Source organism: Bifidobacterium ruminantium DSM 6489, assembly GCF_000770925.1.
Lineage (GTDB): Bacteria > Actinomycetota > Actinomycetes > Actinomycetales > Bifidobacteriaceae > Bifidobacterium > Bifidobacterium ruminantium.
The window spans coordinates 1-26,405 of the sequence record NZ_JDTK01000008.1 but is presented as its reverse complement, the minus strand read 5'-3'; the positions used below and the strand labels follow the sequence as shown (position 1 = coordinate 26,405).

At 57.3% G+C, this 26,405-nt stretch carries 21 protein-coding genes; 5 read left to right on the top strand and 16 right to left on the bottom strand.

The annotated features are described in order from the left end of the window. Positions 1 to 39 precede the first annotated feature (39 nt). The 10 genes from OU26_RS04565 to OU26_RS04520 form a co-directional block, all read right to left on the bottom strand. On the bottom strand, positions 40 to 780 hold the full coding sequence (locus tag OU26_RS04565; protein ID WP_051593012.1) for a Crp/Fnr family transcriptional regulator: 741 nt from the start codon (positions 778 to 780) through the stop codon (positions 40 to 42). A 104-nt stretch (positions 781 to 884) separates the two neighbouring features. Continuing rightward, complete coding sequence (locus tag OU26_RS04560; protein ID WP_026647197.1) at positions 885 to 2,066, bottom strand: lipoate--protein ligase family protein; 1,182 nt, start codon at positions 2,064 to 2,066, stop codon at positions 885 to 887. Further along, positions 2,066 to 2,875: a TM2 domain-containing protein gene (locus OU26_RS04555; RefSeq protein ID WP_026647196.1), complete on the bottom strand. Its 810-nt coding sequence runs from the start codon at positions 2,873 to 2,875 to the stop codon at positions 2,066 to 2,068. The genes OU26_RS04560 and OU26_RS04555 overlap by 1 nt, the downstream gene beginning before the upstream one ends. Positions 2,876 to 3,082: 207 nt before the next feature. Next, positions 3,083 to 4,123 carry a 3-isopropylmalate dehydrogenase gene (locus tag OU26_RS04550; protein ID WP_026647195.1) on the bottom strand — a complete coding sequence of 347 codons (1,041 nt, stop codon included), beginning with the start codon at positions 4,121 to 4,123 and terminating at the stop codon, positions 3,083 to 3,085. A gap of 84 nt (positions 4,124 to 4,207) precedes the next feature. Continuing rightward, the gene (locus OU26_RS04545) at positions 4,208 to 6,700 is read right to left on the bottom strand and encodes a S9 family peptidase (RefSeq protein WP_051593013.1); all 2,493 of its coding nucleotides are present in this window, start codon (positions 6,698 to 6,700) and stop codon (positions 4,208 to 4,210) included. A gap of 92 nt (positions 6,701 to 6,792) precedes the next feature. Next, the gene (locus OU26_RS04540) at positions 6,793 to 7,974 is read right to left on the bottom strand and encodes an App1 family protein (protein WP_237743738.1); all 1,182 of its coding nucleotides are present in this window, start codon (positions 7,972 to 7,974) and stop codon (positions 6,793 to 6,795) included. Positions 7,975 to 8,156: 182 nt separating this feature from the next. Beyond that, positions 8,157 to 8,561: a glycine cleavage system protein GcvH gene (gene gcvH / locus OU26_RS04535; protein WP_026647193.1), complete on the bottom strand. Its 405-nt coding sequence runs from the start codon at positions 8,559 to 8,561 to the stop codon at positions 8,157 to 8,159. Positions 8,562 to 8,613: 52 nt separating this feature from the next. Beyond that, positions 8,614 to 9,717, bottom strand: coding sequence for an NAD(+) diphosphatase (gene nudC / locus OU26_RS04530; RefSeq protein WP_026647192.1), 1,104 nt, complete (start codon positions 9,715 to 9,717; stop codon positions 8,614 to 8,616). A 150-nt stretch (positions 9,718 to 9,867) separates the two neighbouring features. Further along, entirely contained in the window at positions 9,868 to 10,716 is an 849-nt protein-coding gene (locus OU26_RS04525; protein ID WP_026647191.1) for an alpha/beta fold hydrolase, read from the bottom strand. Positions 10,717 to 10,734: 18 nt separating this feature from the next. After that, positions 10,735 to 11,355 carry a DUF4916 domain-containing protein gene (locus OU26_RS04520; RefSeq protein ID WP_026647190.1) on the bottom strand — a complete coding sequence of 207 codons (621 nt, stop codon included), beginning with the start codon at positions 11,353 to 11,355 and terminating at the stop codon, positions 10,735 to 10,737. A 257-nt stretch (positions 11,356 to 11,612) separates the two neighbouring features. Between OU26_RS04520 and trxA the strand changes: the two genes are divergently transcribed. Then, the gene (gene trxA, locus OU26_RS04515) at positions 11,613 to 11,987 is read left to right on the top strand and encodes a thioredoxin (RefSeq protein ID WP_026647189.1); all 375 of its coding nucleotides are present in this window, start codon (positions 11,613 to 11,615) and stop codon (positions 11,985 to 11,987) included. Positions 11,988 to 12,136: 149 nt separating this feature from the next. After that, positions 12,137 to 13,135 (top strand): aggregation-promoting factor C-terminal-like domain-containing protein, encoded by a 999-nt coding sequence (locus OU26_RS04510; RefSeq protein WP_026647188.1) that lies wholly within the window; start codon positions 12,137 to 12,139, stop codon positions 13,133 to 13,135. Between the two features lie 153 nt (positions 13,136 to 13,288). Here OU26_RS04510 and OU26_RS04505 read toward each other — a convergent pair whose 3' ends face one another. The 5 genes from OU26_RS04505 to OU26_RS04485 form a co-directional block, all read right to left on the bottom strand. After that, entirely contained in the window at positions 13,289 to 13,717 is a 429-nt protein-coding gene (locus OU26_RS04505) for a hypothetical protein (protein ID WP_237743732.1), read from the bottom strand. A 243-nt stretch (positions 13,718 to 13,960) separates the two neighbouring features. Beyond that, on the bottom strand, positions 13,961 to 15,721 hold the full coding sequence (locus OU26_RS04500) for a DUF4012 domain-containing protein (RefSeq protein ID WP_026647186.1): 1,761 nt from the start codon (positions 15,719 to 15,721) through the stop codon (positions 13,961 to 13,963). Positions 15,722 to 15,877: 156 nt separating this feature from the next. Continuing rightward, a complete protein-coding gene (locus tag OU26_RS04495; RefSeq protein ID WP_026647185.1) occupies positions 15,878 to 17,500 on the bottom strand; it encodes a sugar transferase in 1,623 nt (540 codons plus the stop codon). Between the two features lie 206 nt (positions 17,501 to 17,706). Next, complete coding sequence (locus OU26_RS10055; protein WP_152571319.1) at positions 17,707 to 19,374, bottom strand: hypothetical protein; 1,668 nt, start codon at positions 19,372 to 19,374, stop codon at positions 17,707 to 17,709. Between the two features lie 29 nt (positions 19,375 to 19,403). Further along, entirely contained in the window at positions 19,404 to 20,810 is a 1,407-nt protein-coding gene (locus OU26_RS04485) for a tyrosine-protein kinase domain-containing protein (RefSeq protein ID WP_026647247.1), read from the bottom strand. Positions 20,811 to 21,136: 326 nt separating this feature from the next. Here OU26_RS04485 and OU26_RS04480 point away from each other — a divergent pair, with 326 nt between their 5' ends. Then, positions 21,137 to 21,505, top strand: coding sequence for a YccF domain-containing protein (locus OU26_RS04480; protein ID WP_026647246.1), 369 nt, complete (start codon positions 21,137 to 21,139; stop codon positions 21,503 to 21,505). Between the two features lie 354 nt (positions 21,506 to 21,859). Beyond that, complete coding sequence (locus OU26_RS10050) at positions 21,860 to 22,030, top strand: hypothetical protein (protein WP_193345870.1); 171 nt, start codon at positions 21,860 to 21,862, stop codon at positions 22,028 to 22,030. A gap of 356 nt (positions 22,031 to 22,386) precedes the next feature. Here the strand turns inward: OU26_RS10050 and OU26_RS09865 are convergent, their stop codons facing one another. Beyond that, positions 22,387 to 23,394, bottom strand: coding sequence for a DUF4236 domain-containing protein (locus OU26_RS09865; RefSeq protein WP_237743730.1), 1,008 nt, complete (start codon positions 23,392 to 23,394; stop codon positions 22,387 to 22,389). Between the two features lie 776 nt (positions 23,395 to 24,170). On the opposite strand from OU26_RS09865, the gene OU26_RS04465 reads away from it, so the two are divergent. Next, a partial coding sequence (locus OU26_RS04465) for a starch-binding protein (RefSeq protein ID WP_160257598.1) occupies positions 24,171 to 26,405 on the top strand: 2,235 nt, incomplete at its 3' end.

The following is a 26,405-nucleotide window of genomic DNA, read 5'->3' as shown; positions in this document are numbered from 1 at the left end:
GGAAAAGCTGGAAATCAGCCGAAAATCATCTGCATGGAATCATCTACGTGATCGACGGATCAGCATGCCCGGCTGGTAGATGATGATCGACCGGCCTTCCCTTGCTATCCATCCGCGGTTGACGAAATCCATCAACGCCTTGTTCACCGTCTCGCGCGAGGAGCCGACAAGCTGCGCCATCTCCTCTTGCGTCAGATCGTGCGGAACCTTCAGGCCCGCTTCGACCGGCTCTCCGAACCGCGCCGCCAGATTGAGCAGCGTTTTGGCGAGGCGTCCGGGAACGTCCATGAACACCAGATCGCAGATACGCTCGTTGTTGCTGCGCATGCGATGTGCCAATACCTGCAGCATGTCCACGGCCACGCGCGGATGCTCGTCGAGCCAGGCGAACAACGCGTCGCGTTCCAGCCAGACGACGCGCGTGCCGTTGGTCATCGCCACCGCCGAAGCCGTGCGCGGTCCGCCATGCGGGTCGAACACCGGAATCTCGCCCAGCACCTCGCCGTACGCGTGGATGCTCAGCAGCTGCACGCGCCGGTCGGAAGCCTGACGGATCAATTTGACGCGGCCTTCTTCCAGCAGGTACATGCGATGGTCGGTATCCCCCTCGCGGAAGATGAAATCGCCCTTCGAATATTCGGCGTGACGCAGGTGCGGCAGCAGCTCCTCCGCCTCTTCGGGCGAGACCTGCTTGAACAACGCGGTGTGCAGCAGCGTCTCACGCTCATCGTCGAAACCGTCGAAGTCATTGATTCCGTTGACTCCATTCGAGGTGACCATCGATGTGCCTCCGTTCCGACGCGCTTTCGTTACCCCCCCCCCATCGTCGGCGCCATCCAATGCCTGCCAAGCCGGGCACCTTCGACCATTCGGGCTATATCGGGCTATATTGTAACTCGCCTGGCCGCGGCGACCAGCCATGCAACCACCTCGTCGCGGCTCATGCCGGTCTGCGAGCGCATGGGATCGACGCGTTTCACAGCGGATTTCACCGCTTTGTCGGACATTTTCTCGCGTGACACGTTCAGCACGCGTGTCATTTTCTCCGCGTCAATGTCGTAGGCGAGCGTGACGTGATGCAGTATGGCGCCCGGCCCGCCGTTCACGGGTGCGAAGCGGCGCTGCGCGGCTCCGCCGAGTTTGCCGTGTTGGGTGGCGATGTCGTTGATTCCGGCGAAGCGGACGTCGAGGCCGAGTCCGCGCAGGGCTTCGACGAGCCAGTGGTCGCAGAGCTTGTAGGATTCCTCGATGCTCATGCCGTGGGCGAAATCGAGCGGGGCGTACAGCGAGTACGTGATGGTGTTGCCCGGCTCGATGAACATCGCTCCCCCGCCGGTGCATCGGCGTACGATCTGGAATCCTTCCGAGTGTGCGGTACGCACGTTGACTTCGTCCTCAAGCGATTGGAATCTGCCGATGACCACGGCCGGGGCGGCCCATTCCCAGATGCGCAGGATGGGTTCGCGGGTTCCTTCGGCCACTTCCCGAGCCCATGCGGCGTCGACGTTCATCTGCTCCTGCGGGCTTCGCGGGGTATCATGTACGATGCGCGGCCGCAGCATGCGCCACCGTCGCGCGTATTCGCTTCGGTCGCTGTCCGTTTCGGACCGCGATTCCTGCCGACGTGCGTCCTGCCGACGTGCTCGTGGCACCTCGCTATCGGCGTAATTTCTGCCGTGCACGCCATTTGACGATGCTGGAATCGCGAACGAATCGCCGTCGGCCGTCATGCCGTCGATCGCCCTGCGGAATGCGATGGCGATGCCCTGCGCGTCCATGCCGACGATGCGCGCGTCTGGATGGTCCAGCATTGTTTTTTCGATGGCGATGGCCGCGGCGTCTTGCATCGCCGTCGGATTTCCGGCATGTTCGGAGGCGCATCGTTCCAACGCGGTTTCCATGGAACGCAGCATCCGCCACGTATCGTCTTCATCGCCGTCAAGAAAGAAATCGCCGTCGATATGGCATTCGACGGCGTGCGTGTCTTCCATTCGCCGCGCATGGGAAAGCCGGACGGAAACTCCCACGAGTTTGCCGCCCGGCTGTTTGTATAGTCCTCGGATCATCAATCCTGCAACTCTACACCTTTGCCGTCACGATGCCACTGGGAACCGGGATGGGAAGCGAGGATCATGATGCCTTCCACCAGACCCCAGATGCTGGCGATGGCCGGGCCGATGAAGATGATCCAGCCGATGATGGTCAGCAGCAGCTGCGCGACGGCCTTGCCGGTGTTGCCCAGGTAGAAGTTGTGCACGCCGAGGCCGCCGAGGAAGATGCCAAGCAGTCCCGCGGCCAGTTTCGACTTCTGCGAGTACCCCATGGGAACGGGCTGACCATAGGCGGGCTGCTGCGTATAGGCGGACTGGTTGTAGGAGTAGCCTTGCTGACCGTAATTCGGCTGGCCATAGGAGGGCTGGCCATAAGCGGGCTGACCGTAGGACTGCTGTCCGTAGGCACCGTTGGGATCATAGACCGGAGCCGGGGCGACCGGCTGCTGGGACGGCTGCGCATACTGACTATAGGACGATGCGCTGGAATCGTAGGACGGAGCCGGCTGGCTATAATTCGGCTGATCATAGGACGGCTGTTGGCCGTATGCCGGCTGGCCATAATCCGGCTGGGCATATTGGTTGTAGCCGGGCTGGGCATAGGAGCCTGCGTTGGAATCGTAGGACGGGGCCGGCGATGCGGACTGGGCATAGGCAGCGTGCTGCCCGTGGAGCGAGGTGTCCAGCTGCGTTTCCTGAGCATACATCTGCGCATCGCTTTGCGAGGCATCATACGACTGGCCGAAATCGGCCTGGGTCGCGTCACCCGACGTTGGATTGTTGATTTGACCGTTGCCGTTGAAATCGGCGTTGTTATCACTCATGTCTCAACAATATCCCAAAGTTTGCCCATTTCCACCCGATTCCACCTTAGGCGGCCCCTGAAAAATCCCCGAATATGCGAAGACGCCCGCCAATTCGGGAAAAACCCTTTTCGGTGGGCGTCTCAAAGGATGGGACGGAAGTCGGAATCAGCCGATTTCTCGGCTTTTCGAACCGTCACATGCCGTCACGTATCTTTATATGTCGTCTCACATGCGCGCCAGAATGTCGCGACCGACCTCGTCGGTGGAACGCGTGGTGGAGCCGAGCTCCTCGATGTCGGCTTCCACGGCGGTATGGATCTTCTTGGCGGCATCGTCGAATCCGAGATGCTCGAGCAGCATGGCGGCGGACAGGATGGCCGCGGTCGGATTGGCCTTGTTCTGGCCGGCGATGTCCGGAGCGGAACCGTGGATCGGCTCGAACATGGACGGGTATTCGTTGGACGCGTTGATGCAGCCGGAGGCGGAGTATCCGACGCCACCGACCACCGCACCGGCCTCGTCGGTGATGATGTCGCCGAACAGGTTGTCGGTCAGGATCACGTCGAAGCGGGACGGGTTGGACACCATGAAGATGGTGGTCGCGTCGATGTGCAGGTAGTCGTGGGAGACCTCCGGGTATTCCTCGGCCACCTTGTCGACGATGCGCTGCCACATGTCGCCGGCGTTGACGAGCACGTTCTTCTTGTGCACAAGGGTCACATGCTTCCTGCGCTTCATGGCCAGCTGGAAGGCGTAACGTACCACGCGCTCCACGCCATAGGCGGTGTTGATGGACACTTCGGTGGCCACCTCGTTCGGGGTGCCACGGCGCACTGCGCCGCCGGCACCGCAGTACAGGCCTTCGGTGCCTTCACGCACGACCACGAAGTCGATGTCACCCGGGTTGGCGAGCGGCGAGGTAACGCCCTTGTACAGCTTGGACGGACGCAGGTTCACATACTGGTCCAGGTCGAAGCGGAGCTTGAGCAGCAGGCCGCGTTCCAGAATGCCCGCCTTGATGCGCGGATCGCCGACGGCGCCCAGCAGGATGGCGTCGGTCTTCTTGATGCGCTCCTCTTCCTCTTCCGGAAGAATCGCGCCGTCACGCAGATAGCGCTCGGCACCCAGATCGAACTTCTCATATTCGAATTCGGCGACGCCTTCGGCCGCCTTCTCCAGAGCCTTCTGGGCCCACGGAGTCACTTCCTTGCCAATGCCATCGCCCGGAATGACGGCGATGGTGTACTTCTTTGCAGAATCACTCATAGCACGCGACTCTAGTCAGTGATTCACCTATCGGACTAAAACAGCTCAGCAAATGGACAGCCCATTCCGACAGTCGGCGGCCAGTCAGCTGCCGATGCCCATCATCGACAAGCACCAAGCGTTCTCATAGGAGACTTCCTCCCATTGCTTGTACCGCCCGGACGTACCCCCATGGCCGGCTTCCACCTCGATTTTCGCCACGGCGTCCACACCGGCATGCTGCAGCCGAGCCAGCCATTTCATCGGCTCCACATACAGCACGCGGGTGTCGTTCATGGATGTGGTAATGAAAATTTTCGGAAAAACGGCAGTTCTTTCATCATTTTCACTATCTGGCGCATTCTCGTATGGCGTGTACGACTTCATATACGCGTACACATCCGCGTCGTGCAGCGGATCGCCCCACTCGTCCCATTCGGTGACGGTCAGCGGCAGCGAAGGATCAAGGATCGAGGTCAGCGCGTCCACGAACGGCACATCCGCCTCCACGCCCGCATAGCATTCCGGAGCCATGTTGGCGACCGCCCCCATCAATAGGCCGCCCGCCGAGCCGCCGTTCGCCACCGTACGCAGCGGCGAGGCCAGTCCGGCGTGCTGCAGCGCGCGCGTGGCGTCGATGAAGTCCTCAAACGAATGCTTCTTGTTGAGCAGATGCCCCTGCTCGTACCAGGCGCGTCCCATTTCGCCGCCGCCGCGGATGTGCGGCACGGCGTACAGCACGCCGCGGTCGAGCATGCTGATGCGTGACACCGCGAATCCCGGATCGGAGCTGATCTCGTATGCGCCGTAGCCGGTGATGAACATGGCGGAATCGCAAGTCGGCACGTCACGTCGCCATACCAGCGAGACGGGGATGCGTTCGCCGTCGCGCGCGGTGACCCACACCCGGCGTTCCATGTAGTCGCGCGGATCGAAACCACCCAGCACGGTGGCGCGTTTGAGCAGACGGTCCTCGCCGGTGTCCGGATCGTAATCGTGCAGTTCGCCGGGGCGCGTGTAACTGGCGAACGAGTAGCGCATGCGCGGCGCGTCATACGAGGGGTTGCCACCCACGCCGATCGAATACAGGCGTCGTGTCTCCCCCGGCATGCGGTCGGCGGTGGCGCCGTCCGACGACGTCATCGCCCGACGCGAGACGCCATGCACGGCCGATCCCTTGCCTTGCGCGGCGGCGGCCGCGTCCAGTTTGCCCCAGATCTCGGCGCGTTCCTCGTTGATCTCGTCCACGGATTCGTCGACGTCCCAATCGTCCTCCAGCGCGTGCGGCACCAGTTCGGTGAACCGCCATGGCCGGCCGGCCAGGAAATCCTCGGCGGCGGCCCGTTTCGTCATCACCGCGATGTGCGGCAGGCTTTCCGCGCGGTATTGCAATGCGACGAAATGCCGATGGATCGAGATACCCTCGATGCCCAAGCCGTGCGCGCCCTGCAGAATGGCGGGATTGCAGGGATTTGAATACGGGGTGCCGATCGGCATGGAGGAGGCGCCGGGGTCCACGTCGTCGCCATGCTCGCAACCGTAGGGCGATCCGACCGCCACGCGCACGCCTTCACCCAGCCGGTATGGAGGCTCGTGCGTCCGCATATCGATCACATCGATCTCGAAATTCGAATTCAACGCGTTGTGGTACACCACGGCGAGCGGAATATCCTCGCCATGCTCCCCCGCGCCTTCGAAGCAGGCGAAGCTCACATCGTATTCCACGTCGGTTTCGCGCGGAATGAAGGCCCGGAACGAGCCCTCTGGGGTGTCCACCGGCAGCATCAGCACCTCGGTGGTGGTTTTCGACCCGGTGCCGATCACGATGTTCCGTTCGTCGAAGGACAGTCCGATGCCCACCCAGAAGCGTTCGTCCGTCTCGCGGTAGACCTCCACGTCATCGGTCACGGGGGTGCCGACACGGTGGCGCATCACCGCGTACGGACGCCACGCGTCGTCGAGCAGCACGTAGAACACCCATTGCGCGTCCGGTGTGAAGCAGGCTCCGCCGATGCCTTCGAACCGCTCCTCCAGCTCGTCGCCGGTCTCAAGATCGCGGATGCGGAAATCGTAGCGTTCGTCACCAGTCGTGTCGGTGCCGTACAGCATCCAACGGCCGTCCTTGGAAATGTCCATGCCGCCGATGCGGAAGAAATCGTGGCCTTGCGCCTCGGCGTTCGTATCGAACACCACCTGTTCACAGTCGAGCGGCACGCCGGCCTCCACTGTCGGCGGATCCCAATCGTCCGCGCCGCGGATCGGCACCCGGCATTGCGTGGCGTATTGCCGCCCCTGCATGGTGCGGGTGAAGTACCAGTAGCCGTCCATGCGCGTCGGCACGGACATGTCGGTTTCCTGCACATGCGACCTGAATTCCTCGAACAGCGTCTTCCGTAGTGATTTGAGCGGTGCCATACGCTGTTCGCAATAGCGGTTCTGTGCCGCCACGTAGTCTTGAACGTCCTGCGATTGCTTGTCCCGCAGCCATTCGTATTGATCGATGAAGGTGTCGCCATGGAAGGTGCGCTCCTTCGGCACCCGTTTCGCGCGCGGAATCGCGCCGAACCCATCCTGCTCCGATGCGGACGGGTCGTTCATGCCCCGAAATTCACTCATGCACGCGATTATACCGGCCTGCCATACCGGCCCGCATCGTATGTTTCCGCCGTTTCCGGCAGGCGGAATCGCCATTAATCGTCGAAACGCACGGAACGCAGGTACGGCAGCATCGTCTTCATAATGTTCGATCCGGTCGTTCCCATGAATACCGGCACATCGGTGACCGGCGTCGGCTGCGTGGACGCACGTCCCGCGACGGAGCCGAGCGTTCCCCCGACTTCGCGCGGCGACAGCTGCCGAATGGCGATCGCCAGCACGCGTCCCGGATACCGTCGCGCGATTGTGGCGTACGTGGTCGGATCCTTCTGCCCGTCATCGCCGATCAGAATGAACTTCATATCCGGAAAATCCGCCATCAGCTGCTCGGCGAATTCAAGCTTGTGCTGCACGCCCGACGGAATGAACGTCTTCGGACGCGGATCAAGGTCGCGCAGCAGCAAAGGCCCTTCCGGAAAACCATGGTTCGTGATGAGATGCCGGATCGAGCTTTCCACGTTCCACGGCGACGTGGAAAGGTAGAAGAACGGGGCGTCCGGGAACATGTCCGCGATGCGGGTGAACAGCAGGTTCATGCTGGGCACCGGCACCTTCTTGCGGGGGTTGAGCAGCAGCAGATTGTACGCGGCCTTCACCAAGCTCGGCGCCTGCGTGACCATGATGGTGTCGTCCACGTCGGAGATCACGCCCACCTTGGTGCCGCTTGGAATGGTGAATAGATTGGCGTCCACCGGCTTGCGACTGCGCACTTTGTACGACACGTTGTGAATGCCCGGATCGAGCGAATGCTCGGCGACGAGGTCGAGGTATCCGGCATCGTCGGACGCCACGAATTCGCTGGAGGTGTCGGGATGGCTGTCAACCGCGTCGTACACTTCGGACGCGCCCACCTGCACGGTTTCGATAGGCACGTCGTCGATCGCGAGACACACCTTGGTATGCGGCGACGGCACCATCAGCATGCCGCGGATGCCGCGGGACAGCCGTCCGGCCTGCCTTTTGAACGGTCCGTACACGGTGCGACAAATCAGGCGGGAGTAATGCTCGGTGCCGTAGCCGACATACGGTTCCACGCGCGGATACCAGTCCAGGGCATGCACCAGCGCGGTGGAGAATTTCAGCCAGATGCCGAACGTGCCGGTGACGGCATGACGGAACAGCCTGGTCAGCAGCGGCTTGGCTTCAATCCGCTCATGCTTGGAGGCCGTGTCGAAAGTGGTGGCTACCTTGCGCGCAGGAATCGGCACGGTGGCCATGTCATCGGACGGCGCATCGTTCCTTCCATCCGTCCGCTGCGAATCGGCGTGCCGATTGAGGTGCGGCGGAAACTGCGGCAACGGCTGAATTTCATTCATACGCACACTATAGGAGTCACGTTCGAACAAACGATTACGCCACAGCAAAATTTAGAAGACGCCCTGGAACTGGCCGAAGTGGGTCACTGGGCCACGATTTTTGCGTACTCGTCAGCGGTGAGCAAATCCGGCTCATCGTCCTCGAGTTCGATTTTGAAGATCCAGCCCTCGCCGTACGGATCTCCGGTGACGATGCTCGGATCGTCGGCGGCTTCGCTGTTGACGTAGCGGATTGTTCCCGCGACCGGGGAGACCAGTGCCGTGACGGCTTTGGACGACTCGAATTCTGCCACTTCGTCGCCCGCCTCGACCTGGGTGCCGACTTCGGGCAGGTCGACGTACACCAGTTCGCCGAACTGTCCGACGGCATATTCGGTGACGCCCACCATGGCGGGTTCGACGGATGCGTCCACCCACACGTGTTCATCGGAGTATTCGAGGTGCTCGGGCACGTCGAGGTTCAGCTTGGTGTCGTTGTCTTCGCTCATGCCGCCATTGTACGGCAATCGCATGGCAAACCTACGACAACCGCACGGCGCACTACGGCAGATCGTGGCCGAGCCACTCCTCGATCATGTAACGCGCGATCGTGGCCTTGCCCGGAGCCTCCATACGTCCCGAAACCAGCTCGTTCATATACTCATCGCGCGTCACCCATCGCGCCGTGAGCGTCTCCTCGCCATCCACGCACACGTCCGTATTGACCGCCACACCCTTGAACGCCATCATGAGCGACGCGGGGAACGGCCACGGCTGCGACCCGAGATACTTGAGCTCTCCGATCTCGATGCCGACCTCCTCCTTGGCCTCGCGCCGGCACGCGTGCTCCAGATTCTCGCCGGCCTCCACGAATCCGGCCGACACCGAGTACAGGCCGCTGTTTTCCCAGGCGCTGTTGTGCTGCAACAGCAGGCGGTCGTCATGGTCGACGATCGCGGTGATGACAGCCGGTTCGATCCTCGGGAAAAGCAAACGATTGCCATCCGCTTCGCTCGTACAACGCTGCGCCCATCCACCGAGCGCCGGTTCGACGGGGGCTCCGCAGGTCGGGCAGTGACGTTGCCTCGCATGCCATACGCTCAGGGAGATCGCGGATGTGGCCTGACCGGCTTCGCGCGCGCTGGCATGCGGCGCGAATCCGCGCAGATCGACCCAATCGAATCGCGTCGCCGCGTTTTCGAGCAGCGATTTCGTGGTCTTCGCTTGCGATCGGCTCGGCCGCACTTCGGCGAACGCATCGTCCACACCGCCGCCGCGCGTCGTTTCGGCCATCGCGGCGGATTCGGATGCGGGCCGCACGCGTGTCACGTCCACGGCGACCACGTGCCCTCCCAATCGTCCGCCGTAGGTGCCGAGGAACATGGCGAGCGCCGACGGATGCGATTCGAGCTCCGCAGAAACATAGGCGCCCGGAAGCTGCGCGAGGCGCATGTTCACGTTGGCATAGTCGGCGATCGCGCCTTGGCCGTGAGGCACCGCCACTTTGCCATCCTTGACGAGGATGACTTTCGTGGCCGGTTCCGCCAGCACTTTGGCGAACAGGTCAGGCTCGCCGCGTCGCGCCACTTCGTAGTCGATGTCGCCTTGGGCGAGCGGCAGGAACGGCAGCGCCTGCGTCAGCGCCAGTGGTGAGAACATGCTCATGGTTTCTCGCTTCTTTCGTTACGATGATTTCACTGCGATTTATATATAAGATTTATATAAATAGTATATCCGTCATATATGCGAAGTACATATTTTTTATATACGATTTATATACGTTCTATATGCGTGCGATGTACACACGATATGACGTCAGCCGACCCGCTTCACCAGTTCCAGCAGCGCCGCGGCCACCTGGTCGGGATGCTCGTATGCGCTGAAATGTCCGCAATCGTCGATCACCGTCATCGCCACGTCGGTCTTCGCCATAGCATCGGCAACCGGCTTCATCACGGCCGGCGGGCTGGACGGATCCTTGTCGCCGCAGATCACGGCAACCGGCACGTCGATTCCCGGCAGCACGTCGTTGAGATCGGGACGTCCCGACGCCATACGCTCACGCCATGCGATACCCGCAGCCGGCTGCTCATTGATCCACGTCTCGAACTGCCTGCAATACGCCTCCGATCGCTTCACCGTGGAATCGGCGTCCGACGGCACCGCGAATCCCATTACCGGCTCATGCGTGCCGGTCGTCTCGCATTCCTCGGCGATGGCGACGCGCTTTGCACGCATCTGCGCAGAATCCGCATCGCCCTTCGTGTCGCACAATGCGAGCGCGGCCACTGCTTCCGGATGCAACCGCTGGATGTTGAGAATCAGATAGCCGCCCATCGACAGGCCCACCCAAATCGCCTTGTCGCAGCCGGCCTTATGCAGGAGGTCCACGTATGCGTCCGCCATGCGGTCAAGTCCGTATGGGAATGCGCCGTCCGCATCCTTGCCGCCGCTGTCCTCATCCGACGGAATCGGCCCTTCGCCAGCGCCGGGCATGTCCGGAGCCCAAATCGGAAAATGTTTCACACCTTGTTCCACAGCCTTGCGTTCCAATGCCTTGGCGCATGCGTCCCACATGCGGTGGTCCACCGGGAATCCATGCACGAGCACCACCGGCGTGCCTTCGCCATTGCAATAGATGGTGTTCTTCAGTTCGATCGCCATGTCTTCTCCTCCGTGCTTCTACCTGCCGGTCCATGCGAGCGCTTGGCGCACGATGGTGCCATAGCCGTTGCTCATCTGCCCTACGAAGGTGTCGAGGATGTCGCTGTTGGGGTCCACCCATTCCACGTCGAGCGTCTCATCCTGCGGTTTGCAGTCGCCTGCGATCGGCACCACGTAGCACAGCGCGATCGCGTGCTGGCGCGGATCGTAGTAATCCGACAGTCCTGGTGTGGGAAAGAATTCGGCCACGGTGAACGGCTGTGGGCTGATCGGCAGCTGCGGTAGGGCGATGTCGCCGAGGTCTTTCGCCACGTTGCGTGCTACCGCTTCCCGCAGCGATTCGTGGTAGAGGACGCGTCCTGCGATGAGTGTGCGTTCGATGCCGCCGTCGTCACTGACGCGCAGCAGCGAGCCGACCTGTGATACGCGGCCGAGATCGTCGGTGCGCACCGGCACCACCACGACGTAGGGGATCGGTATCTGCCGCCGCATGTGGTTGATCCCGTCGGATGACAGCCATCCGGGTGGGTTTCCCATTCCGCGGATGAAATCCTCCGGTGTTATGTCATCGAATTCCCCGCGATGGCGGTTGGCGTCGAAATCGCCCTCGTCGGGCACTTCATCATTCATCACTGGCATGGTTCCATTATCGCGCACGGTATGTGAATTTCACTCGATTTCGATTCCTCCGGTAGCGCAATCGAATATGGCATTGCGTCGGCGCAGCGCGCGGCTATATACTTTTCGCGGGCGGGGATTCGAGTCACGAGCCGGCCGGGCATATCGCATATGCCGGCATACGCGGCATCGAAAATCGAAAAAATCGAAAAGTCGAAGCACGTCGAGATAACGAAACATCGGAACGTCGAAAAGAACGTCAGAAAGCAGGAACGGATATGGCAACGCATGCAGTCACTTCGCAGGATTTCAACCAGGTCGTCGAATCAAACGATCTGGTGTTCGTCGATTTCTGGGCGACATGGTGCGGTCCGTGCCGCGCGTTCGGCCCGACGTTCGAGAAGGCGAGCGAGGAGAATCCGGATGTCTACTTCGCCAAGGTGGACATCGACCAGAATCCCGATCTGGCCTCCGCTGCCAAGGTGCAGGCGGTGCCGACGCTGATGGTCGTCAAGAACCAGCAGATCGTGTTCCAGCAGGCCGGAGCGTTGCGTGCCTCCGATCTGGACGCGCTTATCAAACAGGCCAAGGCGCTCGACATGAGCGCTTCGGACGATGGCCCAGATACCCCCTCCGGTGTTTCCGCGGAATGACAACGTTTTCCTCGTTCGGCGATCGAATTCCTTGGAATGCGCTAGACTATATGTAGTTGTGCGTTTTCCGGCGGAGCCCATGTGGCCGCGCGCACGCGTTCGAAAAGCGTTTGAATCCGCCGAGGAACTGTAAGCTATGTAGGAGCAGAATGGCTAACCACAAAAGACATGCCCAGCCGGCTACCTTGTCTCTGCCGAGCAAGTCGCAGCTGGTGAAGATTGCCGCAACGGTCGCGGCAGTAGGGCTGTTGGCCACCGGCGGCTTCGTGTCCCATAACCTGTACGCAACCGCGGATGCAAGCAAAGAGAAGCCCCAATCGGTTTCCGCGTATTCCGTGTCCGATGCCAACGAGGCTTCCCGTGGCAACGCGCGTGAGGCGCTGAAGGGCAACACCTCGTATGTCACCGTGAAGATCAACGGCAAGACCCGAGTGGTTCCCGGCACCGATTTCACCGACGTGAAGTCCGTGCTGGATGCCGGCGATATCACTTTGGATCCGGAAGACACCGTCTCACCGGCACTGACTACGAAAGTCAACGAGAAAACCGTCATCACCATCAATCGCGCTGGTGCTTCCGTCGCTGTGACAGACACCGCGATTCCGTTCAACACGGTGAAGAAGGAGACCTCCTCCCTGCCGAAGGGTCAGGAGAAGGTTGAGACCGAAGGCCAGGAAGGCGTGATGGAGACCACGAATCTCGTCACCAAGTCTGGCGGCAAGGTCGTCTCCTCCAATATGATCAGCTCGTTCGTGAAGAAAGCCCCTACTGACAAGGTGATCCTCGTGGGCACCGGTTCCACCACGCCGTCCACCGCTGCGGCGACCATCGGCACCACCGTTCCTGCCGGCGAAATGCAGCAGTGGGCCCACGATTACCTGCTGTCCAACGGCTACACCGAAGAGGACTTCACCGCGACCGTGTACATCATCTCGCACGAATCCGGCTGGAACGTGTCGGCCACCAACCCGAGCTCCGGCGCATACGGTCTGCCGCAGGCGCTTCCGGGATCGAAGATGGTCAGCGCAGGCGCCGATTGGGCCACCAACTACCAGACCCAGCTCAAGTGGTTCTGGGGTTACTGCGCCCAGCGCTACGGTTCCATCCAGGGCGCATACGCGTACTGGCTCGCGCACAAATCCTACTGACGCTACTGACGCCGTCTAGAAGAAATATGCAGCCTTAAACGATACGCGCTCGAATTGTACGACATTTTGATTTGATGTCGTATAATTCGAGCGCGTATCGTTTGTATCCGCTTTGCTGGATTATTGTTCAGACAAAGCAAATACTAAATTCATTTATTTCTCGCTCTTGGTCGCGTGCTTCGAACCTTTGCGAGGGCCACGCTTGCCTGCCACTCCGCTCGTAGCCTCGTTCGTGGCGAAAATAATAACCTTCTCATCCGGATAGAATTCACCGTCCATCGCAAAATAGGCGATTTGATCGTCGGCGACCTCGGAGAACGTAAAGAACTTCTGCACGGCGACCAGCACATCCGTGTTGCGAATGGTCACGGAAGAGGCTTTTCTGGTGATATCCGAGCTCGTGTTGCCAGTTTTATTCCGATTGTTCCCGCAGAATTTGATGGCGTTCTCGTCTTTTGCATCGCATACTTGGATGGCGATTTTCTTCTGCTTGTCATTAACCAGCAGCTTCACGTACGCGGGACGGCCAAGCGCCTCAACGGCCCCTTTGGAGAAGCGCACGGATGATTCCATGACCGTCATGGTTATTTTACTCGTGATTTCCTCTCCAATCGCTTCAAATCCATCAAGAATGGACATTACATCCCCCTTAAATACATAACGATAATTACAAGAGGTACTTTACAGCAACTACGCAAAAATCTCGAATCACGGTATTCTCTTTTGACTCAAAAAAAATGGGAACACCCCTTCTATTTTTAGAAGGAATACCCCCATTATTTATTTGAATAATCTGGAATAATCTAAATATTCCAACATCCGCCGTCAATACTGGTATGTGACGTTCGGATCGGTGATGGTCGGCGTCTGATCGAATTTCAGTGGCTGAGCGCCATCCGCCACGGTCACGTCCCAAGTAACGGTCACTGTTGATGCGGGCGCGATGCTGATGCTTGTCTTATACACATCATGATCGTCAACAGAATAACGTCTGAAGGATGTTCCGGCAGACGTCTCAACGTTCGCCACAGAGCCGCCTGCCGGGGCATAAATCATCAGATCATTGCTGGCGATTCCCGTCTTGCCATTCGCCTTGATATATTCAGGCAATGCCGCCACTTCTCCCGGCTGCAAGCGGTTGGTGAAAGTGGTGGTGACGTGATACGTATTGCCGTTGGTCCGGGTTACCACGGTCTTGCGATCGATATAATAATCGATCTTAGACGCGGCCATTTCGTTCAAATAAAGACCGGTCACCGGATTGGTCTTGTCCGAGGAGATTTCGCCCGTTACACCTGCCGAGCGCAAAGCGGCGAGATCCTCATCATGGAAGGACCAGAAATAAACGTGGCGCTGCTCCCCCATTTTCATCAGCGTGCTGGCCAATTTCATCAGCTTCTGCGAATTCATATCCGAGAATAGATTGCTCACCACCTGCTCGGCCACGGAAGAGAAATACTTGTCCTGATCGGCAACCGCCACTTCCTTATACACTCCGTTCAACAGGAACGAGGCGGTGTTGCTGCCATCCAGCACCCGGCCATCCGGCATGGTCACCGGCTGGGTATCCGCAACCATGGATTGCAACGCCACCGGATCCAAGGACATCACGCCATCGGTTTGAAACCCGAAGGACTGCTGCTGCCACAATTCCGAAGCCATGCGGGCGGACTGTGGGAAATTGGGCGTGGAGGTTATGTTGTGGATGACTTGTCCGAACCACAGGTCCGAGAACACATAAGCGTCATCGTCATGCAGCTGGTCGACTGCCGATCCATGGAATTCGGCATCCGGGTGGAACTCACCGACCGTGATCTTGCCATGATCGGCAGTAAAGGAACCGGCGGAACCGCACAGGCCACCGGAAGAACGGATTTCCGAATTGGTCTGAGCCAGCAGCACATAGTTGCGTGTTCCATTGGCGCCAAGGAAGGAAGGCATCATATTGATGATTCCCGTCAGTTCATCGACTTTGTCGGCAAGAGTGTTGAACTGGGTCTTGCCTTCGGTCAGAGCCTTGTTGATCACACCGAGATGGGCTTCCGGCAACTTGTTCAAGGTGTCCGACTGAGCACGCATCGTTTTGGTCGTGGTGTTAAGCCCTTCTGCCGCCGTAATCATGGGTTCCACATTCAATCCGCCATTTCCATCGGAAAGATTGGAGTTGAACAGCTGGTCAGCAGACCGCTGCAGCTGCGGAAGAGTGCCATTGGCAAAATCATTCAACACACCGACCGTAGTGCGTACCGATGCGATGTCAGAGCCATAAATCGGTAGCTTGCTTGCCATATTCCATATTGGCTTGTCGACTTCCTGCTGTGCGGATTTGGCTTCTTTCTGCATTTTCGCGATTGAACCATCCAAATTGGCCAGAATATCGGCGGCTGATCCGGATTTCAATTTGGCGGCCTCGTCCACTACGGCGTACACATGCGTCTTGGCAGCCATGGCGGATTTGTACAGCTGATAGCCGAACACTCCCGCGACCGCCGCGCATGCCACCAGCAGCAACAGAATCGCAATTACCACATTGCGTACCACATGGGATTTCTTTGCCTCCACAGGTCTTGCCATATGCTGTCCCATGCAACTCACTCCTCATTTTTCAAAAAACGTATATATGATGCTCCAGCGCACCATTGTGCCACACAGCACCCCTTTTTTTGAATTTCTAAACAAAATTTCCCTCTGTTCCATCACATAGAGCAGAGGGAAATCGTGAGGCAAAACGCCATATAAAATCTAGTACGATCCACGACCCGTGAATATCACCATCACCGTCTTGGCTAGAATCGCAAGATCGCCCGCTATTGACCAGTTCTCGATGTAGGACACGTCCAGATACTCGCTTTGTTCCTGCGAAAGATCGGAACGCCCGGACACCTGCCAAGGACCAGTGATGCCTGGCTTGACCAGCAGACGTGCCGAGTACAAGGATCCATAGCGTGCCACCTCTTCCGGCAATGCCGGACGGGGCCCCACCAAAGACATGTCCCCCTTCAGCACATTGTAGAACTGCGGAAACTCATCCAAGGAGGTCTTACGAATAAAATGACCGACCTTGGTGATGCGTGGATCGTTCTTCATTTTGAAGATGAAACGGTCTTCCTGCCCACTTTCCTTGGCGAGCTTCTGCTTCAGCTCCTCGGCATTGGTGACCATGGACCGGAACTTATACATTTTGAATGGTTTTCCATGTAATCCGATTCGGGTCTGGGAAAAGAACACTGGACCGCCATCGTCAAGTTTGATGGCAATTGCCACACCAAGCAGAATCGGCGAGGAAATAACCAACGCGCAAATGGAGCCAATGATGTCCAGCGCACGTTTGACCACATTCGCGGTACCGGAGTATTGCGGTAAAGAGGCAAGCAGCACAGGCTGTTCGGTGGTGTTGCGTAAATAAAGACGATGTCCGCTCACATCGGCCAGAGACACGGCCAACGCAAGTTCCATGCCAAGGGATTCAACCGCCAGAGACATGCCGTGCAGCATTTCGGAATCGCGCGACAGCACATCAGCCACGTATATCTCCTGTGCGCCAAGATGCTCACATACACGCGGGAAAGCCGAGTTGAACGGGATCACCTTGAGTTTATCCGAGCCTTCAATATCAAAATCCGGATTATACGTCGTAATCGCATACGCGTCTTTTTCAGTATTCACCGCTTCAATCGGGCACACAGCTACCGGCTCATATCCCCAATTGGAATAATTCTGCATGGTACGCAGAGCCTTGTTGATGCCATCCGACGAACCGACAACCACAGTGCGATATTTGCAGAAACCTTTTCTGCGATTGCGATGCAGAGCCTGGCGCATCTGCCATCGGGCAATAATCTCCAGGAAAAACGCGATTACCGGAGCGAGAATCAGTGCCGTCCGCGGCAAAGACAGTTTAAAGAAGAAGGCAAGACTGCAATATGAAATAATGGTCAGCAATGATGCGTTGATGATTTTGGCATACAGTTCGTATCCCTCCGCCATCACATGACGATGATACGCGCCAGCGAAGACCAAACATAGCAGCCAAATCAAACCGAAAAGAACGAGGAACAGCCAAAACGGCATCACTCTTCCGATAGCGTCAAGCGCAGCGCCGTTGATAAGCAGGCTGATGATCAAGGAAAACAGCATCACCGCCAAATCAACGAACACGAGGCTGGCCACAAAAGCGAATCTCCATTGAGGCGCGGCATCCGCCTTGGAGATATGATGACCATCCTCCTCCGTCTGAAACGGCGTATTGGAGAAAGTTATTGGCTCGAACTGCTGTTGAGAAGACTGATCACGCGCATCCGAATGCCGACGGCGACGTGAATCAGATGAAACCACATGAATCTCCTGCGTTATGGTTTCAGGCATATCATTCGGCCTGTCGCTTCTATCATTATGCTCATCTCTCATCTTCTTCTCTTCTCTACCGCGCATAATACCGAATTTACCAGCCCCCCCCCAAAAAAAAAGGAGCGCACCCGATATTAGATATTCGCATTCACGTCATGGCGATTTTGGCACAGCAGTCACGAGATTTCGGCATCACTTGAATCAGATCCGCCGGATTCTTCGTTCTAGTTACCACCAGTGTCACTGTTATCACCTTGGTTGGCACCACCATCGCCATTGCCGCCACCCTGGCTACCGCCATTCGGGTTATTACCACCTTGGTTGGCACCACCATCGCCATTGCCGCCACCCTGGCTACCGCCATTCGGGTTATTACCACCTTGGTTGGCACCACCATCGCCATTGCCGCCACCCTGGCTACCGCCATTCGGGTTATTACCACCTTGGTTGGCACCACCATCGCCATTGCCGCCACCCTGGCTACCGCCATTCGGGTTATTACCACCTTGGTTGGCACCACCATCGCCATTGCCGCCACCCTGGCTACCGCCATTCGGGTTATTACCACCCGGGCCAGCACCAGATTCCGGCTGCCCCGTGTACGAATAATCAGGCTGTTTTGTGGTTCCAGTATCAGTATTCAGGTTGGAGTCAGAATTGGAATTCGCATTCGCTTGGGCATTGGCCGCAGCCTGCTCGTTCACCGACTGGTTCACCGCGTCAGAGGACGAGGAAAGCGTCTTCGACGCGTTCTGCATGGCAGTGATATCGGTGCTCTTACCATCGATGAGCTTCTGGGCCGCATCGATGGCCTTGGCAAGCGCGTCACGCGTCGACTCATCCGCAACCGCTCCCTCGGAATTGGCAAGCAATGTCCGAGCATCGGCAATGGCTTTCTGCAATGAAACGGTCGTCTTGGTCACACTCAGGGCTTTCTTGCTGGACGCGACAGCCGTAGCCGCAGTCGTGACGGCCTTGGTCTGTTTCTTGATAGCTCCGACTTGCTTGCTCATATTACGGGCATGCGTGCGCAGTGCGGTTTCGGATTGGAATACCGAGCAATCACTGGCGGCTTCGAGATTCTGAGCCTTGTTGATAGCCTTATTCAGCCGCTCAATGGTAGTTGCATCCGCTACCTGATTTGATGCGGTTTTCTGCAGATCAGCCGCCTGTTTGACGGTATCCTGCAGTTTCTTGCTGGCGTCGAAATATCTATCCTTCGCCTTTTGGCAAACGGAGACCGCGGCACGCTTCTCTTTGGTATCGATTTTGTTGCGCACCACAAGAATGCTGGTAACGGCAATCACAGCAGCCGCGACCGCGGCGATAATGGCGAGGGCAGTATGCTTGCTCTTCGAGGAAGGCTCTTTCTTCGGCTGAGCAGGAACGGTTTTCAGTGGATCATGCTCCGGATCTTCCTCAGCCAGCTGTTCAAGATCTTCTATTTCAGTTGAAGGCTCGACCGCGGAATCAAGCACTTGAGTCAACGCATCGGCGTCACTCGCAGACATACCCTGAGCATCATCGGTTAGAGTTCCGGCGTTCAGGGGCAAAGTCTGCGTGACCACCTGCGTCTCTTCGGGTGCATCGGATGGTGCCGTTCCGTTCTGCACCATCGTGCCCTGCGTATCGGGCGATTCCGTGGTTTCCGGAGCATCAAAAGATAGATTCTCAACCGGAACGTACGGAATATCCGTAAGCTCCGGAATCGATACCAGAGGGGTGGAACTGGAGGAAACGCCTTCCGCGGAATCTTCATAGAATTCCTTCGGAATCGGTTCCGAGCCTGGGAAGGACAACGGAGGAATATCCCAAGATGTGTCAACAACATCCCTGGACGGATTCACCGGAACACCTTTCACTGATCGGGAAGCGTTCTCTTTATTCGTCATTCCACCCCTCAATTCAAATGAATGAATACTCAGTGCTTCTTGTTATGGCCACCGCGCTTCCGACGTGGCGCGCCATCTTCGTAATAGTAGTAATAATTGCTTTGATTATGCATCTTCTTCGGATCGGCGTAATTGAAGATGAAGCCAAGCACGGGCACATTGGCATCGACCAGCGAATCGAAGCCTTCCTGCAATGCTTTCTTCTCGCACACACCGCGTCCGGCAACAAGAACAATGCCTTTGGCCCAACGTCCAAAGACGGCACCATCATTCGCAACGTTCAACGGAGCGGTATCGATGATTACGTAGTCGTACTGGGTCAGTGCCTGCTCCACCATGAGCTTCATGGTCTCGGAGCCAAGCAACACACCCGCATTGGCAGGGCGCTTGCCAGCAGGCAGGATGTGCAGGTTCGGACGCCAATAGCTCTGGACCACGTCCTTCGGACGCATCTGCCCGGAAAGCACGTGAGCCAATCCAGCATTGCCTTCGATGCCCAGATGATGCGCCACGGAAGGATGACGAAGATCGGCATCAACGAGCAGCACCTTCGCACCATCCTCGGCCAACGCGGCAGCGGTGTTGATGGAAGTGGTGGTCTTGCCTTCAGAAGGCTGGGCGGACGTGATGACAATCAGCTGGCCCACACCTTCGGTACGATCAGTTTGCAGGAATTCGATATTGGTATGGATACGACGATATTCTTCTGCGATAGCTCCATTAGGCTGGCTGACGACTACCGGGCGCTTCTCATCAAGAGAGGAATCCGTCGGCACGGAACCGAGAGTGGAGGCGTGCACGACAGCACGCACTTCGGAGGTTTCCTCGACCTTGGTATTGAGCAGATCCTTGATAAGCGCCGTGAACACACCAATAATGATGCCAAGCACCACGCCGACGGCCAAATACAGCGCGGTCTTCGGAGAAGACTTGCTTTGCGGCGTCTGCGCCTTCTGCACAATGGACACCCTTACCGGTGATTCAGTTCCGGAGTACAGGTCCTTTTCAATAACGTCCTTCAACGATCCGGCAACCGCATTGGCGATATCAGCCGCCTGCTGCGGATCGCCATCCACGACGGAGATGTTCACGAACGCGGTATTAGTCGGATTGGTGACCGTGACTTGATCCGCAAGATCCGCCACGGTCTTATCCAGCCCAAGCTCTTCGATGACCGGCTTCAACACCTTCGAAGTAGTGGCCAGCGTCGGATACGAGGTGATCTGGTTGGAAATGTAAGTGCCGCCAGTGGACTGCTGGCTAATGCTTTCGCCATCACCCGAAGCATTGTAGGTGGCCATGGTCTGTGCCGTAGCGGTGTATTTCGGCGGCGCCAGGAATGTGTAGGCGCTCACGCCCGCCACCACGACTACAAAAGCGACGATCGTGGCAACAAGGTGCTTGCGGATAATCTTCAGCAAATCCATCAGGGTGATGCCGTCATCCGTTTCTTCAACCACCCCTTGTGGCGCAACGGCCTGCTGCGCATTAGCGTTCTCTACAGAAGCCACTGAATTTTTCTCCATCTTACGTTGATAACATCCGTTCCAAGAATAGTATGCCCCCTCGAATTTCTTTCAGTTTCCAACGTAAATAACCGGTAGAGGTTTTAAGAAGGCTTTCTTCAGAACCTCGCGATGCCGCGCAATGACAGGCAAACAGATAAAATTCCCTCGATAATCATGAAGCGCAATGCCATGAACAGCCGCTTTCACATAGCGTAATGTTGCCTGTATCAGCCTACGTTCGTTACCATGTTTTCATGAGACTTCTTGGCAATATTCTGTGGCTGATTCTGGGTGGACTGTTCCTGGCCGCCGGCTGGGCCGTCATCGGACTGGTGCTGTGCGTCACCATCGTCGGCATCCCGCTGGGCGTGCAGGCGTTCAAGATGGCGGGGCTGACGTTGACTCCGTTCGGCAAGACTGTGGTCTATGGAGGCGGCGTGGGCTCGGTGCTGGTCAACATTGTGTGGTTCGTGCTGGCCGGCGTGTGGATGGCGATCGGCTACGTGTGCGCCGGACTGCTGAACTGCATTACCATCATCGGCATTCCGTTCGGTATCCAGTCGTTCAAAATGGCCAAACTGGCGCTGTGGCCGTTTGGTTCGCAGATTTATGCGACGAGGTAGAACTGCCTCTCCCCTCCTCCTGTTCCGATCCGAACTCTTTGGTCTCCCGGTTATAAGGTAACTGGCGTCTTCAAAAGTCGCTGCCTCTCCTTCCGGCCACCATTTTGCTTACGTGTGAAATATAAGGATAAATCACAAAATAGGATCTTTCTGCTCTGTATCCGATTGATATGGCCTGATTTTTGTCCCGCCTTCATAGTGAGGCAGCTTGTACCGAAGCTCCGATAATACTCAGTCTCCGTCACTTCCGGTGCCCTGTAATCCAATGACCGATGCAGTTACTTCGAGTTCTACACAAGATTCAGCGGAACGCCGCCAGCCCCCGGCACGCAGATTTATTTGACAAAAGAACATATGACAACGCCAGCACCGCTTTCGCCACCTACTCGGCAATCAAACAGCCATCTCGGCAACGGTACCACCGCAGACGTCATCCTCGACCGCATCGTGCACAACACGGTATGGATCGACACCGGCGAGTTCAACATGAGGCAACGGCACGGACAGTCCATGCTCGAATCCTGACCATAAAGGGGCCAATGGCCTTGATCCAGTCCGTCACTGGCCTCCTTCGGCAATAACGGTGGCCTTGATAGGGAATAATCAGTGGCCTTGAAAACCACAAATACTCACCATGAAATTATAGAAGTTAACGCTCTATTCGCAGGCAGAATCTTTGGCTCGTCATAGACTTACGGAAGCCCTTGAAACTGGCATCATCAAATCTCAAAATAGACATTTTGGCATTCTTTCAACCATGGATGCACAAAAATAGTTGCATTGAATGTACTTTTCTTTCCGAGAATGTATGAATCGGTCGAAAATCGAAATCATGTGATATTTACAGCAGTGCACAAATTCGCAGATTCTTTAGCCTGCGATCAATGCCCCCAACGCAACCGACCGTCGGATGCCACCCGGCATGTGAGTATCGAGGCACTACGGTCTGATTGCGCTGTGGCTCCCGCAGTGGAACAGAATGCGCCGCCATGCGCCCTGTCAAATGACGTTGCCGCCGGAGCTTGGGACTGTTGTTGCTGAGCGACTTGCGCCAGCTGTTGCTCTTGGGCCTGTTTCTTAGCTTCCTCACGTTGCGCTATGTTCTTCTCGCGCTCGTCGAGCTGAGTTTGACGCTGATCCTGTTCTTGCTGCTTCTGGTCTTGTTCCTGTTGTTTCTGCTCCTGCTCTGATTTCTGTTGGTCGAGCTGCTTCTGCTGCGAATCCTGTTCGGCTTTCTGTTGATCCAGTTGGTCCTTGAGATCCTGGATATCGTCCAACTTCTGGTTGAGCTCATCAACCTGCTGCTGGAGCTTGCCGTTTTGCCTCTTCTGCGTAGTCAGCTGCTGCTGCAGTTCCTTATACTGGTTGCTTTGCGTTGGATCAGCGCTCATGTTGCCTACGGCAAGCGCCACGACAGCGACGAGGATGATGACAATCCACCGTTTCCAGCTTCCTGGCCGCTTCGGGGTTTTCGCATGTTTTCCGCCGGATGGTGGGGTGTTCGTTCCGCCGAAACTCGTGTTCGTCCTGTTGGGACTTACGAAGTCGGGACTTGTACTTTCGGGACACAAAATGGTCGAACCGTTCGTTTGGACCATGCTTCCCGTGTCGAAGAAGGATGGCGAGGCAGGCGTTTCCAATTGTTGCGTGACTATAGGCAGTTGTGCAGTAGCCGTTGGGGACGATGCTTTCGTTTTGTTCTTGGCAGGTTTGGATGCGGAGCTCTTCTTTCCTGAAATTTTTTGGCTGTAGCTGATGCCTGTTCCCGGGATGCTGGTTCCGACATATGTGCCACGCTTTCCCACCGTGACATGTGGCGCTCCGCGCTTACCGAATGTAACGCTGCTAATGCCGTTTTTGCCGAGGTTGACACGCACGCCCTTGCCCAAGCTGATGCTTTTGCGGATTCTGAACCCCATGCCTTCTCCTTTGACAGCGTCTCTCTTGCTAGAGTAATTATATGGCTTTCAGGGGGGCCTTGCCAGCCAGCGTCCCAGGCACTGCCTGGTCGGGTGTCCCAGGTGTTCGGCCACCTGGGCCGTTGCCATCGGTGTGGCGGGATACAGCTCCACCGCACGCTGTCGTTCCTCGGGACCGGACATACGATAATCCTTTCATTCAGTCTCCAAGAAAACATCCGCAGCCCCCTACCGAATTCTGGTTCTGTTATGCAAATAACATTTGCCATAATTTGCGGCGCAAACATCGCTGCGGAAAACTTGTTTGAATTACATCTGATAACGTTTTCTTTTACGGTCTGTACATTTCATATGATTGCAACGAATCGCAACAAGCAGCAACGTTCGCAACGACTCGCTGGCAGCACCAATTACCACCCCGCGGCCTCCTGCCAAGCTTCAATACGCGCAAAGCCAATAACGGTAAGAAACACGACACTTTAAGAAATTAGACAAACGGTCTGAAAACGTGTGCAGCATAAGCCGCATCGGCAACCGATAATATGATATTCTTGATAATGCGTAAAAACTATGCGAATGTTGTCAAAGGAGATGGGATCAGACACAGCGCCGTGTTGTAAAGCCACAACAAGGAACACAACTACGGAAGAAGCGCTTTTGCAGCAACTTCCACCGCTGTGTCTGCATCCCTCTATCAGGGAGGGCCGATGAAGGCTAGAGATAATCAGCCAGGCGGTGGAGAAGATATGCATTCTTCTGCGCACTGGCATACCGCAACGCATGAGAGAACCCATGCGTACCATAAGAAGAACACCATCTGGAAGAAGTTGGCTGTAAGCCTGGCTGCAGTGGCCACCGCCATCGGCGGCGTCACCGTCACCACCACTGCCGCACAAGCTGCCACGAACCGCGACAGCTATGCGGACACCGTGGAGAACTCCACGTTCCAGGCTGCACGAGCCAAGTACGGTCTGGCGAAGGAGATGAGCGAAGGCGCCACGCTGCATGCGTGGGAATGGTCGTTCAAGACGATCGAACAGCACATTCCGGAAATCGCGGCAGCTGGCTACACCTCTGTGCAGACCGAGCCGATCTCCGCCATCCACACCGGTAATAAGGGCAAGATCTTCACCGAGAACTGGTACTACGTGTACCAGCCGACCGACACCACCATCGGCAACTGGGTGATGGGTTCCGAATCCGATCTGAAGAGTCTGTGCGCCACCGCACACAAGTACGGCGTGCGCATTATCGTGGACGTGGTCGCCAACCATATGACCGCCACCTGGAATGCCATCGCGGATCGTTGGAGGAAGTCCGACCTGTACCATCACGACTGCAACGACGGCGACGTACAGGACTACAACAACCGTTACCAGGTGACACACTGCAAGCTGCTCGGCCTGTACGACATCAACACCTCGAAGACCGAGGCCGCCAACATGATGCATGATTACCTCGTGCAGGCGGTGAACGACGGCGTGGATGGCTTCCGTTTCGACGCGGCCAAGCATATCGAGCTGCCAGACGAATATGACGGCTCCCAGTATTGGAATATCGTGTTGAACAACGGCGCCCAATTCCAGTACGGCGAGGTGCTGCAGGATTCCATTTCCCATGATGCCGATTACGCCAAGCTGTTCGCCAACAACAGCCGTCATGGTGGCGCTGTGACCGCTTCCTACTACGGTGTCAAGCTCCGCGGCGCGTTGAGCTCGAAGAATCTGAATGCTGGCAACCTCAACAATTGGGACAACGCCGCAGGTGGCAACAATCTCGTTTCCTGGGTGGAATCGCACGATAACTATTCCAACAAGCCCGACGATTATGGCGCGTCCATGAAGATGAGCGAATGGGAAATGACTATGGGGTGGGGCGTAATCGGCTCCCGCTCCCAGACCATGCCGCTGTACTTCGATCGACCTGTCGGCTCCGGCGGCAGCCAGCCGCAGTTCGCGGAGAAGAGCCAGCTCGGCGATGCAGGCTCTCCAAGCTGGAAGGATCCGCAGGTCGTTGCCGTGAACCACTTCCGCAACACCATGAACAACAACAAGGCCGCGGAATACATGCGCAATTGCGGCGCGAACTCCTGCCTTATGGTCGAGCGTTACATCAAGGATGGCAACTCCAAGAACGACGGTGTGACCATCACCAACATGGGTGACACCCAGAACCTGGCTGGAACCACCACCACCCTTGATGACGGTTCCTACACCGATCAGGTCTCCGGCGGCAAGATCACCGTTTCCGGCGGCAAGATTACCTCCGGTTCCGCTCCCGCCGGCAAGATCAGCGTGTTCTTCACCGACAACTCCGCTTCGGTTTCCGCCAGCGGTTCCAAGTCGTTCAAGACGAACACCACCACCGTCACCTTGAACGCGAGCAACGCTACGAACACCACCTATACCACTTCCGAAGGCAAATCCGGCTCCTATAAGGACGGCGACACCATCACCGTCGGCGCTTCCACCGCTGTCGGTGGCACTGTTACCGTGAAGGTACAGGGCAAGGATGCGGATGGCCAGACGGTTTCCGGTGAATTCACTTGTACAAAGAAGGATCCGAACGCTACCAGCACGGCTTATGCAAAGAAGCCAAACGCGTGGAGCAACCTGTATGCATACGTGTATGTGGACGATCCTGACGCCACCACCCTGCAGGAGAACGCCAAGTGGCCGGGCGAACCGATGACGAAGGTCGCCGCGTCCGACACCTGCGGTCAGGACGGCGAATACAAGTATGAGATTCCTGACGATCTCGTCGGCGACAACGCCCGTATCATCTTCAACGACGGCAACGCCACCAACACCAAGAAGTATCCTGCCGACACCACCGATGGCGAGGATGCGGCCGGTCTTTCGATCGACGGCAACTACGCTTGGAACGGCAATACCTCCTCCGGCACTTGGGAAGCCCGCAATTGCGTGGTCACCCCGACCAAGTCTGTGAGGATTGATCAGTCGGATTACAGCGTGGACCTG